The organism is Clostridioides sp. ZZV15-6388 (assembly GCF_020657755.1).
Taxonomy (GTDB): domain Bacteria; phylum Bacillota; class Clostridia; order Peptostreptococcales; family Peptostreptococcaceae; genus Clostridioides.
Genome location: NZ_JAGWCU010000019.1, coordinates 1 through 16,195 on the forward strand (window position 1 = coordinate 1; position 16,195 = coordinate 16,195).

Genomic DNA, 16,195 nt, shown 5'->3' on the forward strand with positions numbered 1-16,195 from the left:
ACATAAAAACTAACACCTCCTACACATAATCTATCATTCGTAGTGTTAGGTTGCAAGTATTATTCTGACTTTTATTTATATTAAGACCTTGCCTTTCATCCCCACATCTAAAGAAGGGGGCTTTTCGTAAATTTTATTGTAAACAACTTAAATAGAACCATCAAAAACAAGATTCCTAAAAATAATTTATAAAATAATAAAAATTCTGAATTAAAATAATCATTTAATTTATTATATCATATAATTTTGGTCATTATATTACTTCAAAACCTATTTTCATTAATTCTCTAAAAAGTTTATCTTTTGGCTCAATTTGTTTCTAAAATCCAGATGAATTTTAATTTTTATTTATAAATTAAAATTTAAGAAAACTACCCAATCCTATACATAAAACTTTTTTTATTCGAACTCAATTTTCTGATAATTTAATAATTTTTCAAAATTTATTATTGACTTTTATTTTTTACTGTATTAAACTAATTACTATACAAAATATAAAAACAAAATTTTCAAAATTATTAAATTAAAAGGAGAGGTAAATATGAAGACTTTATTAAACAAACAAGTACGATTTTTTAGTAGCCAATTTAGTTAGGGTTTGTAGCTAAGTTAAGACAAATTGTCATAACATAGATACAGACCCCTTAGGATTACCATTTTTAAGGATTGTATCTATGTTGGCTATAGTGATTGTTGTTAAAGTTTTTATTTTATCATCATATATAGAGCCACATGGATTATACTGTGTGGCTTATTCGTGTTTTTGCCATACAGTTATATATACTGTGTGGCTTTTTTATATCCAAAATTAAATTAAAAAATTTATTTTAAAATATTTTCAAAGGGGTGTTTTATTTATGTCAGGTATTATATCTGTAATGACGCAAAGTTTAATTTTATCAATCATGGCACTGGGGGTTTATATAACTTACAAAATCTTAGATTTTCCAGATATGTCTGCTGATGGTAGCTACACAATGGGAGCTTCTATTGTAGCCTTTTCTCTTACTAATGGGATTTCTCCTGTAGTAGCAACTTTAATGGCTATTTTATGTGGTTGTATTGCTGGTCTTGTAACTGGTGTACTTCACATTAAATTTAAAATATCTAACTTACTTTCTGGTATTTTAGTTATGGGAATGCTCTACTCTATCAACTTAAGAATAATGGGAAAATCAAATATCCCACTATTTAGTTTTAAACATTTATTCAATGGAGAAATATCTCCTATAGTTTTAGCTTTAGTATTTGTATTTATCTGTAAAGTGCTTTTAGATTTATTCTTAAAGACAGGTCTTGGATACACTCTAAAAGGTGTTGGTGACAACTCTCAAATGATTAAATCTTTGGGTATAAATATCGGTTCTATAAAAATATTAGGACTTATGATTTCAAATGGACTTATAGCTTTATCTGGCAGTTTGATGGCTCAATTCTTAGGATTCTCAGATGTAAATATGGGTATTGGAACTTTAGTACTTGGAATTGCTTCTATCATAATTGGTATTACATTATTTAAGAAATTCACTTTTATTAAAGATACTACTGCAATAATTGTTGGCTCTTTCATATACCAATTCACTATATACTTTGCAATGAGTTTAGGTATGTTATCAACTGATTTAAAACTGATAACTGCTATAGTTATAATAGCTTTCTTAGCTACTGGTAATTTAAATATCTCACTAAAAAAAAACAAGTGCAAAGCTAGTACCAAAAATAAATCTGAAAAAAGAGGTGTTATAGATGTTACAAATTAAAAATCTTTCAAAGAGTTTCCCAAATCCATACGGTCAACCTAATACTATATTTGAAAATTTATCAATTGACATAGAAGATGGTGAATTTGTAAGTATCATAGGTAGTAATGGAACTGGTAAATCCACTTTATTAAATATAATATCGGGTCTTATAAAAGAATCTTCTGGTCAAGTATTATTAAATAAACACAATCTATCTAATTTAGCTGAACATAGAAGAACTCAAATAGTAAGTAGAGTTTTTCAAGACCCAGGTTTAGGAACTTGTCCTTCTATGACAGTTAGAGAAAATTTATCTCTTGCTCTTAATAAGGGGAAATTGCTAAATTTAAAGAGATGTCTTCGTCATAAAACAAATGACTTGGAGCACTTACTTGAAGGAATTTCTCTAGATTTAAAAAAATACCTAGATATCAAAGTACAGTATCTTTCAGGAGGTCAAAGACAATCACTTTCACTAATTATGTCTAGTTTAGCAAGCCCTAAGGTTCTATTATTAGATGAACATACAGCGGCACTTGACCCAAAGACATCAAATGAAGTAATTGAATTAACTGATAAAATTGTAAGAGAAAAAAATATAACTACTCTTATGGTAACTCACAACTTAAAGCATGCTCTTCAATATGGAGATAGATTAATAATGCTTCATAAAGGTGAAGTTGTCTTAGATGTAAATGGCAGAGAAAAAGAAAAATTGACTATAGAAGAAATCTTAGAAAAATTTGAATATGCTGTTTAAAAAATAGCTATCACAATAATTTAATCTTAGTTTACTTACAAATTGGTTTATTTATAAAATATTTTTAATATCATAATATTTTTAGCAATACTACAATAATTCATATGAATATATGAACATATATAACAATAAAACTTTTGAGGGGGATATAAAAATGATTAATAAAAAAAGATTGGTAAGTTTAATTTTAGCAGGAGTACTAGGAGTATCAATGCTCACTGGATGTTCTCAAAATGGAGGCTCTGATGCTTCAAAAGACAAAGAAAAAACAGACAATAAAGAAATAAAAAATATAGGAATCACTCAATTAGTAGAACATCCATCTTTAGATAAGGCAAAACAGGGATTCATAAAAGCACTAGAAGATAAAGGTTATAAGGATGGAGATAATATAAAAATAGACTTCCAAAATGCACAAAATGATATGCCTACTACACAAAGTATTGCAAGTAAATTTGTATCTGATAAAAAAGATTTGATATATGCTATATCTACACCTTCAGCTCAAGCAGCTTATAATGCTACTAAAGATGTACCTATAATAATGACTGCTGTTACAGACCCTGTAGAGGCTGGATTGGTTAAATCTCTTGAAAAACCAGGTGGAAACGTTTCAGGTACATCAGATTATCTTTCAATTGATAAAACACTAGAATTGGTTAAAACTTTAACTCCAAAAGCAAAGAAAATAGGCGTTATATACAATACTAGTGAAGTTAATTCAAAAATACAAGTTGATTCTCTACATGATTATGCTAAGAAAAATAATTATGAAGTTGTTGAAAAAGGAATCAGTTCTTCAAGTGAAGTTAACCAAGCTATTTCTAGTTTAGTTGGCAAAATAGATGTTTTATATGTTCCTACTGATAATTTAATAGTTTCTTCTATGCCTATAGTTTCTAAAGTAGCTAATGAAAACAAAATACCTATAATAGCTTCTGAAGAAGGCTCTGTATCATCTGGTGCTTTAGCTTGTTGTGGAATAGACTATGAAAAACTAGGTTACAAGGCTGGAGAGCTTGCTATTGAAGTGTTAGAGGGTAAACCTGTTGGTGATATACCTGTTACTATGTTAGATGAAACTGAAATAATAATCAATGAAGATACACTAAAAGCACTTGACATGCAAAAGCTATCAGCAGATAATATAAAGTATATAAAGTCAGATAAAAATGCAAAATCTGCAGAGTAAAATGTAGTAAATTCAAAAAAGTAGGTAATATGAAAACTTTATATAGTAAGTACTCTTATCCACCCTAACCCTTTGAAAATTGTACTTATTGTAGCAATTTATTGCATATAAAGTTATTCATTTTCCATAAAGTCGTCTATTTTGACGACAGATTATGAAAGTTATATAACTTTCTAATCATTATTTAAGCTGTCTAAATAGAAATTTAAATTTCTTAGACAGCTTTTTTTTATAAATTTTAATAGCTACAGCTTTACCTCCATTCCATATTTTTCTTTAATTAAATATTTTTTCACAAAAATTCCATTTAATTTACAAGTTTAGGATAACGTTTTTTTCAATTGATGTATTCTCTTTTAAAAATTCCAAGTATACACTATGTAGTATCTTAATTAAATTTAGCAGTTGACTTTTATTATTGTATAATTTATAATTTATAACAAGTCAAGAATACATATAATTTTCTGACTAATTAAAATATTAAAAGGGAGAGATAATTATGAATACTTTATTAAACAATAAAAAATATTATTATTACTATAGCCACTATTTCTAGGGTTTGTACCTACGTTTTAACATAGATACAGACCCCTTAAGACTAGCAAAACTTTGGGATTGTATCTATGTAGGCTATATTGTTTATAGAGTTTTCATTTAACTATATAAGAGCCACATAGATTATACTATGTGGCTTATTCGTGTTTTTACCACATAGTTGTGTATACTATGTGGTTTTTTTATATACAAAATTAGCAAATAATTAAAATTATAAAAATATTTTCAAAGGAGTGTTTTATTTATGTCAGGTATTATATCTGTAATGACGCAAAGTTTAATTTTATCAATCATGGCACTGGGGGTTTATATAACTTACAAAATCTTAGATTTTCCAGATATGTCTGCTGATGGTAGCTACACAATGGGAGCTTCTATTGTAGCCTTTTCTCTTACTAATGGGATTTCTCCTGTAGTAGCAACTTTAATGGCTATTTTATGTGGTTGTATTGCTGGTCTTGTAACTGGTGTACTTCACATTAAATTTAAAATATCTAACTTACTTTCTGGTATTTTAGTTATGGGAATGCTCTACTCTATCAACTTAAGAATAATGGGAAAATCAAATATCCCACTATTTAGTTTTAAACATTTATTCAATGGAGAAATATCTCCTATAGTTTTAGCTTTAGTATTTGTATTTATCTGTAAAGTGCTTTTAGATTTATTCTTAAAGACAGGTCTTGGATACACTCTAAAAGGTGTTGGTGACAACTCTCAAATGATTAAATCTTTGGGTATAAATATCGGTTCTATAAAAATATTAGGACTTATGATTTCAAATGGACTTATAGCTTTATCTGGCAGTTTGATGGCTCAATTCTTAGGATTCTCAGATGTAAATATGGGTATTGGAACTTTAGTACTTGGAATTGCTTCTATCATAATTGGTATTACATTATTTAAGAAATTCACTTTTATTAAAGATACTACTGCAATAATTGTTGGCTCTTTCATATACCAATTCACTATATACTTTGCAATGAGTTTAGGTATGTTATCAACTGATTTAAAACTGATAACTGCTATAGTTATAATAGCTTTCTTAGCTACTGGTAATTTAAATATCTCACTAAAAAAAAACAAGTGCAAAGCTAGTACCAAAAATAAATCTGAAAAAAGAGGTGTTATAGATGTTACAAATTAAAAATCTTTCAAAGAGTTTCCCAAATCCATACGGTCAACCTAATACTATATTTGAAAATTTATCAATTGACATAGAAGATGGTGAATTTGTAAGTATCATAGGTAGTAATGGAACTGGTAAATCCACTTTATTAAATATAATATCGGGTCTTATAAAAGAATCTTCTGGTCAAGTATTATTAAATAAACACAATCTATCTAATTTAGCTGAACATAGAAGAACTCAAATAGTAAGTAGAGTTTTTCAAGACCCAAGTTTAGGAACTTGTCCTTCTATGACAGTTAGAGAAAACTTATCCTTGGCTCTTAATAAAGGTAAGTTATTGAATCTAAAAAAATGTCTTCGTTATAAAAGAGATTTTCTAGAAAATTTATTAGAAGGAGTTTCTCTGGATTTAAAAAAATACCTAGACGTACAAGTACAATTTTTATCAGGAGGTCAAAGACAATCACTTTCATTAATTATGTCATGCTTAACAAGCCCTTCGGTTTTATTACTTGATGAACATACAGCGGCACTTGACCCAAAGACATCAAATGAAGTAATTGAATTAACTGATAAGATTGTAAGAGAAAAAAATATAACTACCCTTATGGTAACTCACAACTTAAAGCATGCTCTTCAGTATGGAGATAGATTGATAATGCTCCATAAAGGTGAAGTTGTCTTAGATGTAAAGGGAAAAGAAAAAGAAAAATTAACAGTTGAAGAAATATTAGAAAAATTTGAATATGCAGTTTAAAAGTATCTATTATGATAATTTAATTTTAGCTTAGTTACAAATTAGTTTATTTATAAAATAATTTTAAAGTCATAATATTTTTAGCAATACTACAATAATTCATATGAATATATGAACATATATAACAATAAAACTTTTGAGGGGGATATAAAAATGATTAATAAAAAAAGATTGGTAAGTTTAATTTTAGCTGGTGCTCTTGGAGTATCTATGCTTACAGGATGTTCACAAGGTGGAGACTCTGGCAATTCTAAACAAGAAAATAGCTCTAAAGATAAAGAAGTGAAAAAAATTGGTATAACTCAATTGGTTGAACATCCAGCATTAGATGCTACTAAAACAGGATTTGTAAAAGCCTTAGAAAAAAATGGATTTAAAGATGAAGAAAATATTGATATAGATTTCCAAAATGCTCAAAATGATATGCCTACTACACAAAGTATTGCAAGTAAATTTGCATCTGATAAAAAGGATTTAATATTTGCCATATCTACTCCATCTGCTCAAGCAGCGTACAATGCAACTAAGGATATACCTATACTTATAACTGCTGTCAGTGACCCTGTTGCTGCTGGCTTAGTTAAATCAATTGAAAAACCAGGTGGAAATGTATCTGGAACATCAGATTTCGTTTCTGTGGAAAAAGGCTTAGAACTTCTTAAAATATTTGCTCCTAAGGCAAAAACTATAGGAGTTATGTACAATACTAGTGAAGTTAATTCAAAAGTTCAAGTGGATGCTTTAAAAGAATATGCTTCTAAAAATGGTTTTAAAGTTGTTGAAAAAGGGATAACTACTTCAAATGAAGTCAATCAGGGAATTTCTAGTTTAGTTGGTAAGATAGATGTTTTATATGTTCCTACTGACAACTTAGTAGCTTCTTCTATGCCTATAGTTTCTAAAATAGCTACTGAAAATAAGATTCCAGTTATAGCAGCTGAATCTGGTCCAGTTGAAAAAGGTGCTCTTGCTTGTCAAGGTATAAACTATGAAAAGCTTGGTTACAAAACAGGTGAAATGGCTGTTAAAATTTTAAATGGTGAATCAGTTTCTGATATGCCTGTAGCTACATCAGATGATACAGATATCATTGTTAATGAAGATATATTAAAAGCTTTAGGTATGGAAAAACCTTCTAATGAAAATATTTCTTATGTAAAAACTAAACAAGAATAAATATAATAGATTTTTATGAGGGAGTGGTCAAAATGAAGTCCAGTAAGTTGATAAATTTAATTTTAATTGGTGTTCTTAGTGTATCCACCATTACAGGTTGTTCTAAAAATAATGAGGATGATTCAAATAAATCATCTGATAAAAATAATGAAATTAAAAAAATTGGTATTACTCAATTAGTTGAGCATCAAGCTTTAGATGCATCTAGAGAAGGATTCATTAAAGCTCTAGAAGATAATGGATTTAAAGATGGTAAAAACATAGAAATAGATTATCAAAATGCTCAAAATGATATGCCTACTACACAAACTATAGCTAGTAAATTTGTTTCTGATAAAAAAGATTTGATATTTGCTATATCTACTCCATCTGCTCAGGCAGCATACAATGCTACTAAAGATATACCTATACTTATAACTGCTGTAACTGACCCTGTTTCTGCTGGATTTGCAGATTCTTTAGATAAACCAGGTAAAAATGTTTCTGGAACTTCCAATTTTACACCTATTGATAAGAGTTTAAAGGCTCTTGATATACTCATCCCACAAGCAAAGACTATAGGTGTTATATATAATACTAGCGAGGTAAATTCTAAAGTTCAAGTTGATAACTTGAAGAAATATGCAAATGATAAAGGTCTTAAAATTGTTGAAAAAGGAATTAGTTCTTCTAGTGAAATAAATCAAGCAGCTTCTAGTTTAATGGGTAATGTAGATGTTATTTACGCTCCTACAGATAATTTACTTGCATCTTCTATGCCTATAGTTTCTCAACTTGCTACTAAAAACAAAATACCTATAATAGCTGCAGAAGAGGGTATGGTAAAAGGTGGAGCATTGGCTTGCCAAGGTATAGATTATGAAAAATTAGGTTATAAGACTGGTGAGATGGCTGTTAAGATTCTAAAAGGAGAATCTAAAGTTTCAGATATGCCTATAACAAGTTTAGAAGAAACTAATTTAATTATTAATGAAGATACTCTAAAGGCACTTTCTATAGATAAACCTTCTGACGAGAATATAGTTTATATTAAAACTGAAAATAAGTAATTTGACTACTCCAATTAATATAAAATATTAAAACAAAGTAAAATTCAATGAGATTTTTGTATACAATTAATATGCCTGTTTTTATGAGTTTTTCCAAGCATAAAAACAGGCATATATTTTTATTTTAATATATTGTCTATTCAATTTTACATTAATATACTGCTTATCCAAAGATAATATGTAAATACTCTTAACTTATTTATATAAATAAGCTTATTCTTCTATTTTCTTTATTACTCTACATGGATTTCCAACTGCTATAGTATTTGGTGGTATATCTTTTGTCACTACACTTCCTGCACCTATTACCACATTATCACCTATAGTAACTCCTGGAGTTATAATTGCTCCTCCACCTATCCATGCATTATGCCCTATCTTTACAGGTGAGCCATACTCTATTCCTGAAATTCTAAGCTGTGCATCAATTGGATGATAAGCTGTATAAATTTGAACATTTGGAGCTAACATTACATTATCACCGATTTCAATTTTACATACATCTAAAAAAATACAGTCATAATTTGCAAAAAAATTTTCACCTACATGTATATTATATCCATAGTCACACTTTATACTTTGTTCCACATTTATTTTATTACCAACTGAACCAAATAGTTGTCTTAAAATATCTGCTCTCTTTTCATACTCATCTTCCAAAGTATTATTAAATAATCTAGTTAATTTTCTACAATACTCTCTCTCTTTTACTAACAATTCATCATTTGCATAGTAACCTTGACCTGACAACATTTTTTCTTTTTCAGTCATATAATTTACTCCTTTTCGTTGTAATTGTACTTAAAGCAAAATAAATATTCCTGTGGAAAATCTAAATAAATGCTGTCTCCCTTCTCAAATCTCATTTTGTTTTTTTCTAATTCTATTTGAATAGGCATACTTTCACTAGATAAATTATGGTTTCTAGCATATATAGTATATGTAAATGGATTTTCTATGATGTTAATTAATTGAAAACATAACTTGCCATCTAAATTTTCACTAGAATCTAAAACCTTAATATGATGCTCTCTGATTCCCACATATTCTATATTATCACCTATGTTTCCAGTTAATGTCAACTTACATCCCCAATCTGTGGCATAAATAGTATTTTCATCTATTCTATTTAATCGAGATATATTTTTACATCCTGTTATTTTTGCTTCTATAAGATATTTTGGAAACTCAAATAGTTCTTTTTTAGGTCTTTTGGGAAGACCTTCTCCTTTATTATAAACCATAATATCATCACAAACTCGGTAAGCTTCTTCAATATCATGAGTAACAAACAATATATCTCCCTTATAGTCTTTTAACATGTTCATAAGTTCTTTTTCCATATTACTCCTCAAATGATGGTCTAATGCAGAAAAAGGTTCATCTAAAAGTAGTATATCTGGAGATGTAGCTAATGCTCTAGCTAGTGCCACTCTTTGTTGTTGCCCGCCAGATAATTGCCAAGGATATCTCCCCTCAAATCCATTTAATTTAAGTATTTCTAAATATTTCATTATTATTTCCTTTTTTTCATCTTTACTTAACTTTGAAAGACCAAGTTCGATATTTTGGCTTACAGTCATATGTGGAAATAATGCATAATTTTGAAATAAAAAACCAACATTTCTTTCTTGTGTTGATAAATTTATCTTTTTTTCAGAATCAAACAACACTCTTTCATTTAATATAATCTTACCTCTTGTAGGTTTTTCAAGTCCTGCTATACATTTTAATGTCATACTTTTTCCAGAACCAGATTCACCTAAAAATCCTAAAATTCCTTTTTCCTGTTCAATTTTTACTTTTAATTTAAAAGAGGATAAATCTTTTTCAATATCTACATATAAACTCAACTATCTACACCTCTTTCCTATTATTTTCTGCTGGAATTCCGACCAATAATTTAATAATAAAATCATTGCTATAGATATTGCTACAATAATCATAACCCACATCATAGCTTTATTCATATCTCCACCTTCAACTGCAAAAAATATAGCGATTGGCATCGTTTGAGTTTTCCCAGGTATATTTCCAGCTATCATAAGTGTAGCACCAAATTCTCCAAGTGCTCTGGCAAACGACAACACAAGTCCACCTATTATCCCAGGCCAAGCTAATGGTACTGCAATCTTTAAAAAAACTTTCCATTCATTAAGACCTAAGGTTCTAGCAGCAGACAACATATTGTTATCAATTTGTTCAAAAGCTGACCTTGAGGTTCTATACATCATAGGAAAAGATACTACTACTGCTGAGATTACAGTTGCTGTCCAGCTAAATATTAAGGTTTTATCAAAATTCAGTAAAAATTTACCTACAAAGCCATTTTTCCCACATAACAACAATAAAAAGAATCCAACAACTGTGGGTGGCAAAATTAATGGAAGTGTAAATATACCATCTATAAGACCTTTCCACTTACCTCTATAGTTAGCCATAATATATGACACAAATATTCCTATTATAAAAGTTATTATCGTTGACAAAAAAGCTGTCTTAAGTGATATCCATAAAGGTGACCAATCTGTCCCCATTTTTTCCCTCCTTAATTTAAATGGAAATAGTGAAATTAATAAATCTATTAATTTCACTATTTCCATTTTATTATAATATACAATTATTTTCAATTTTCATTTATTTATATACAATTTCGTTTTAATTATATATAAATTATTTTTAAACTTATTCTACTTTTTTATATCCAAATTCCTCAAAAATCTTTTGTCCTGCATCACTTAATAGAAATTCTTCAAATTTCTTAGCAGAATCTGCATTTTTACTAGCTTCAATTACTGCAACTGGATATGTAATAGGTGAATGAATTTTTTCATCTGTTTTTTCAACTACTTTTATTTTATCATTATTCACAGTATCACTAAAGTAAACGAATCCAACATCTGCATTTCCTGATTGTACCCATGCTAAAACTTCTTTTACATCTTTTGCAAACACTAATTTATCTTTTAATGTATCTTTTAAATTTAAATTAGTTAATACTTCATCTGCATATTTACCTGCTGGAACACTTTCAGCTTCTCCAACTGCAATTTTCTTTACTTTATCTGTAGTTAAGTCTTTCATACTAGATACATCGCTACCAGCAGAAGAAATAAGAACTAAATCATTTTTAACTAAATCTTTCATAGTATCAGAAACCAATAACTTTTCTTCATCTAAAGCTTTCATTTGTTTTTGACCTGCTGAAATAAATAAATCACATGGTGCACCTTGTTCTATTTGTTGTTGAAGCGAACCTGATGCTCCGTAGTTAACTGTAAGTTTTACATTGGAATCAACTTTTTTATATTCTTCTTCAATTTTTGCCATTGCTTCTTTTAAACTTGCTGCAGCTGATATGTTTAATTCTACTGCCTCATTACTTTTACTTGTTTGTTCTTCTTTTCCATCATCTTTTGGACTTTCTTTACTACTACATCCAACCGTCCCCAAAGTTAAACATGCAACTAGTCCTAATATTCCCAATATTTTTTTCATAATACTCTCCCTTTTTGTAAATTTGATACATATTTTAATTCGTTTTATCATGTTTTATCATGTTTTGTTATGTATAACTTAATTATATATACCTGCTAATAAATTTTCAAGTAAATTATTTATATTACTTTTAAATATTTTTCTACATTTTTCTTTTTTTAATGTTAAAATAACCTTATATGGAGGTGGATTATGGACTCATTATCATCTTTGACACCTGTTGAAGTAGCTGAACTATTAAAAATAACAAAAAATACTGTATATGAATTAATCAAAAGAGGTGAGCTTCCTTCTTACAAAGTAGGTAAAAAAATAAGAGTTGATATTAAAGATGTTGAAGAATATATCAACAATCAGAAAACTGGTAAAATTAAAGATACACATTTTAACAATAAAAATATAGATATTGATAATAATTATAAAATTATTATTTCTGGTCAAGATGTAATATTAGATATTTTAGCTAGATCTGTTGAAAAAAAATTAGATAGAGCAAATACATTTCGCTCTTATATAGGCAGTTATAATGCTCTATATGAATTGTATAATGGCAGGGTTTCTATAGCATCATCCCATCTATGGGATTTTGAAACAGATGAATATAATAGTACTTTTGTTAAAAAACTGTTACCAGGAATCCCATGTGTACTTATAAATCTAGCTTATAGAATGCAAGGTTTTTACGTTGCTAAAGGAAATCCTAAAGAAATAAAAAATTGGAAGGATTTAACCAGACCAAATATAACACTTGTAAATCGAGAAAAAGGGGCTGGAACTAGAGTTTTGCTCGATGGCAAGCTTAGACTTTTAAATTTTAATGGCACTGATATAAATGGTTATTATAATGAAGAATTATCACATTTAGGCGTAGCAAGCAAGGTTTCTCGTGGTATAGCTGATGTTGGATTGGGCAATGAAAAAGCTGCTCTACAAGTAAACAATATTGACTTTATTCCTCTTCACAAGGAACGCTATGATTTGGTCATAAAAAAAGAAGACTTAAAAAACCCTGTCTACCAAACTATAATTAGTATAATTAATTCAGCTGAATTTAAGGCTGAACTTCAAGGTCTTGGTGGATATGATTTAATTGACACAGGTAAAGTCATAGCAGAAGTTTAAAAATAAAAATCGCAATCTATTTTTACATGATTTATAAATTAATAGTAAGGTAAATTGCGATTTTTATGTATATCAAAAAACTTAACCTATCAAAGGAAACTATACTATTCATCTTAATAGTCATATATAGAATTCAATACACTAAACAGTTAAATATATATTAATATATATTTACATAATAGTATTTTTCCTTAATGTAGATTAACGCGTTATGTGTTTTAAATATGAATAATTCTCCTATCTTGTATACATGTGGTAAAATAAATGAGTTTAATAGGTTATATACAAAGTTGCTTTCTTCTTGTATTTTCTCAACTAACAAATTATTAATAAAATTATCTCTTTCATTTTCAATAACTTCACTCCAATTTATTTTAACTTTTAATATGTATCTTCCTACTAAGTATACACATTCTGCAACAAATAATAACAATACTATATAGTCGGCTCCTCCTGGTTGATATAAACTTCCTGATACTAAGGGTTTAGCAAAAAAGTTATAAAAATTTAAAGTATCTCCTGTATAATCAAAAAATATCAATAGTAATCCCAAAACTCTTAATGCTCTCATATTCAACATGTCTTTTTCTTTATTATTTTTGTTTTTCATATATACTACCTCTCTTTTCATTAGATTTTGTTGTATATAATACTAACTCTTTTATTTGAGGTATAAGTGAATTTAATTGGTAGTTATTTTCATTTTCATAATCAATTAATTCATATTAAACATTTATATTTAATATGAAAAAGGGACTGAATCAAAATAGAGATAAGCCTCTTTTTCATTGTTGAAATGATGAAAATATAGTTGATTTCATACAAAAAAGAGTGCCTCATGAACTAAAAAGTTCATTTTGAGACACCCCCTTGAAATATACAACTAATTTCTATTAATTAATAATACTACTATCTATAAACTTGAAAATTCTATTGAAATATGCTCTACTATCAGAGTCATATCCAGCGACATGTTCAACACCTTCTATAAGCCATAGCTCTTTTTTATTATGTTTGACTAAGTCATACATTGTTTGGCTATTTTGATAATTACAAACAGTGTCTTTTGTTCCATGTATAAATAGTATAGGAACATTACTCTTTTCGATTGCCTTATATGGCTCTACATCACTATACCAAAATCCAGATTTAAATTTATTATACAAATCTCCACATGCTACTACATAATTTACTAATATATTTGGTATATGTTTTTCTATTACTCCCATTCTAATGGCATCCTTCATTTCAGAATATGGAGAATCTAATATATAAAAATCGACCTCTTGACTTTCTGAATTTATAGCTGTATGCATAGTAGCCGTTCCTGCACCCATAGAAAATCCATGGATTCCCAATTTACCATCTGGGAATTTATTTTTTACAAACTTAACCATACTATCTAAATCATATCTCTCATAAAGACCAAATGTGAAATTATCGCCTCCACTGTTACCAGTATTTCTTTGATTGTAAATCAATACATTATAACCTTTATCTAAGTATTCATATGCTATTTTTAACATTTCATAGTGACTACTTCCAATTCCATGAACAACTATAATAGTATTTTTTGTTTTTATATTTGAATTTATAAAAAGACTTTCCAGTTTGTAATTATTAGAACTTTGTATCATTAACTCCTCTGTCTTGTAGTTTTTCAATTTATCTAATGGTTTATCTTTTCTCTCAGAAAATACTTTTACTATATCCTCTTTTTTTATTAACTGTTCTGAGCCAACTGAGCTATCGTACACCAATTTTCCAAATATGTACGATATGATTAATAGTATTAACAGAAATATAACTGACACAACTATTACTTTATTTGTTAAACTAATATAATTTTTAAAACTATTTTTCATATTTATTTACCATTTAATTTTCCTATATTGTGTTTTTTAAAAGTAATACAATCACTACTTATACTACTCTTATGATTTCTATTATACCTATTAATCTACTAAAATTACAAATTATATTTTTTTAATCATTAATATTTATAAGCTATTACCTCATCTAATAAATATTACTATATACTTTATTGACAAGTACTATCTAAATATTCTTCTATATTTTTCTTCTTCCTCTTCTGTGAATACATTAAATACAACTTTTAAATTTTTCTCAGGATTTTCTTTTAACCATAATCTCACCCTATTTACAGCAAGATTAGCTGCTTCTTTTTTTGGATATCCAAATACCCCTGTAGAAATACCACAAAAAACGATATTCTTTATTTCATCAATTTCTCTTATAGTATTTAGAGATGATTTGTAGCAATGTAGTAATTGTTTTTCCTGCTCTTTACTTGGCTGACCACCAGATACAATAGGTCCAACAGTGTGTACTACAAATTTTGCAGGTAGACAATAACCTCTAGTTATTTTAGCATCTCCTGTATATTCTAAATGTCCTTGTTTTTTTATTATTTTGTCACAATCTTCTCTAAGTCTAGGACCTGCACATGAATGTATCTCATTATCTACACATAAATGTAATGGTTGTAGGCATCCCAATAACTTATTATTTGCAGCATTCACTATTGCATCTGCTTTTAAATTAGTTATATTTCCTCTCCATATAGCAATACCTTCCTCTACTTCTTCTATATCATTTACATCTACTAACTCTTTTTCTTCACATTCAATTAACAATAAATTATGTAACATACTCAGTATCTCTGGAGCAATTTCTTTTGGTGGATATACATTAAGAAGTCCTCTAAGTATATCTCTAGGCTTGATTTCATCATTTGATAAATTGTATATTTTAGAAGGAACTTCTTTTGAAAAATATGCAATTAAAGTGTTTATATTTTTCTTTTTTTGTTCGTCAGTTAGAGGTTTGATACTTCTATCAAAATCCTCAAATAAGTTTACATCATCAGCATAATCTCTCCACTTCATAGCTATCTCTCCATTCTTGTATTTTAGAATTATAAAAAATAATTATGTATTATGTACATACTTATTTATTTCTATAAACACTTACATAAATCCTGTTAAAAGTGTAAATTTTTTAATATTAATATATTTAAAGACAAAATATAGAACTATTTTAAGTATTTTATAGAACCCTTTATAGAAATAATATGCTACTTGCTAACACTTTAAACATAAAATTTTTAAATATAATAATTAAAGGCGAAAGCTTCTAAAACTGACACTTTTACACATAAATTTATACACATAAAAACCACTCTAAATGTA

15 protein-coding genes are annotated in these 16,195 nt (G+C 28.0%); 8 read left to right on the forward strand and 7 right to left on the reverse strand.

The features are described 5' to 3' along the window. Positions 1–857 precede the first annotated feature (857 nt). From KGF48_RS12275 to KGF48_RS12305, 7 genes are all read left to right on the forward strand, one after another. A complete protein-coding gene (locus KGF48_RS12275) occupies positions 858–1,760 on the forward strand; it encodes an ABC transporter permease subunit (RefSeq protein ID WP_227868081.1) in 903 nt (300 codons plus the stop codon). Further along, positions 1,747–2,502, forward strand: coding sequence for an ATP-binding cassette domain-containing protein (locus KGF48_RS12280; RefSeq protein WP_227868082.1), 756 nt, complete (start codon positions 1,747–1,749; stop codon positions 2,500–2,502). Before KGF48_RS12275 ends, KGF48_RS12280 begins: the two co-directional genes overlap by 14 nt. Before the next feature lie 154 nt (positions 2,503–2,656). Next, the gene (locus KGF48_RS12285) at positions 2,657–3,694 is read left to right on the forward strand and encodes an ABC transporter substrate-binding protein (RefSeq protein WP_227841468.1); all 1,038 of its coding nucleotides are present in this window, start codon (positions 2,657–2,659) and stop codon (positions 3,692–3,694) included. 799 nt (positions 3,695–4,493) lie between these two features. After that, on the forward strand, positions 4,494–5,396 hold the full coding sequence (locus tag KGF48_RS12290; RefSeq protein ID WP_227868081.1) for an ABC transporter permease subunit: 903 nt from the start codon (positions 4,494–4,496) through the stop codon (positions 5,394–5,396). Continuing rightward, entirely contained in the window at positions 5,383–6,138 is a 756-nt protein-coding gene (locus KGF48_RS12295) for an ATP-binding cassette domain-containing protein (RefSeq protein WP_227840084.1), read from the forward strand. Before KGF48_RS12290 ends, KGF48_RS12295 begins: the two co-directional genes overlap by 14 nt. Positions 6,139–6,291: 153 nt before the next feature. Beyond that, positions 6,292–7,314: a CD0873 family tyrosine ABC transporter substrate-binding lipoprotein gene (locus tag KGF48_RS12300; RefSeq protein WP_227840085.1), complete on the forward strand. Its 1,023-nt coding sequence runs from the start codon at positions 6,292–6,294 to the stop codon at positions 7,312–7,314. Positions 7,315–7,346: 32 nt separating this feature from the next. Beyond that, positions 7,347–8,363, forward strand: a complete 1,017-nt coding sequence (locus KGF48_RS12305; protein WP_227830166.1) for an ABC transporter substrate-binding protein — start codon at positions 7,347–7,349, stop codon at positions 8,361–8,363. A gap of 213 nt (positions 8,364–8,576) precedes the next feature. On the opposite strand, the gene KGF48_RS12310 is transcribed toward KGF48_RS12305, so the two are convergent. The 4 genes from KGF48_RS12310 to modA form a co-directional block, all read right to left on the reverse strand. Continuing rightward, complete coding sequence (locus KGF48_RS12310) at positions 8,577–9,134, reverse strand: sugar O-acetyltransferase (RefSeq protein ID WP_227840086.1); 558 nt, start codon at positions 9,132–9,134, stop codon at positions 8,577–8,579. 5 nt (positions 9,135–9,139) lie between these two features. Then, complete coding sequence (locus tag KGF48_RS12315; RefSeq protein ID WP_227830164.1) at positions 9,140–10,216, reverse strand: sulfate/molybdate ABC transporter ATP-binding protein; 1,077 nt, start codon at positions 10,214–10,216, stop codon at positions 9,140–9,142. After that, positions 10,217–10,900, reverse strand: a complete 684-nt coding sequence (modB, locus tag KGF48_RS12320) for a molybdate ABC transporter permease subunit (protein ID WP_227830163.1) — start codon at positions 10,898–10,900, stop codon at positions 10,217–10,219. A gap of 148 nt (positions 10,901–11,048) precedes the next feature. Beyond that, on the reverse strand, positions 11,049–11,861 hold the full coding sequence (gene modA / locus KGF48_RS12325; RefSeq protein ID WP_227840087.1) for a molybdate ABC transporter substrate-binding protein: 813 nt from the start codon (positions 11,859–11,861) through the stop codon (positions 11,049–11,051). Positions 11,862–12,053: 192 nt separating this feature from the next. On the opposite strand from modA, the gene KGF48_RS12330 reads away from it, so the two are divergent. Then, positions 12,054–12,983, forward strand: coding sequence for a helix-turn-helix transcriptional regulator (locus tag KGF48_RS12330; RefSeq protein ID WP_227840088.1), 930 nt, complete (start codon positions 12,054–12,056; stop codon positions 12,981–12,983). A 160-nt stretch (positions 12,984–13,143) separates the two neighbouring features. Here the strand turns inward: KGF48_RS12330 and KGF48_RS12335 are convergent, their stop codons facing one another. From KGF48_RS12335 to KGF48_RS12345, 3 genes are all read right to left on the reverse strand, one after another. Beyond that, positions 13,144–13,593 (reverse strand): hypothetical protein, encoded by a 450-nt coding sequence (locus KGF48_RS12335; protein WP_227868083.1) that lies wholly within the window; start codon positions 13,591–13,593, stop codon positions 13,144–13,146. Positions 13,594–13,876: 283 nt separating this feature from the next. Beyond that, entirely contained in the window at positions 13,877–14,848 is a 972-nt protein-coding gene (locus tag KGF48_RS12340) for an alpha/beta hydrolase (protein WP_227840090.1), read from the reverse strand. Between the two features lie 189 nt (positions 14,849–15,037). Beyond that, the gene (locus KGF48_RS12345) at positions 15,038–15,892 is read right to left on the reverse strand and encodes a protein-ADP-ribose hydrolase (RefSeq protein WP_227840091.1); all 855 of its coding nucleotides are present in this window, start codon (positions 15,890–15,892) and stop codon (positions 15,038–15,040) included. Between the last annotated feature and the right edge of the window lie 303 nt (positions 15,893–16,195).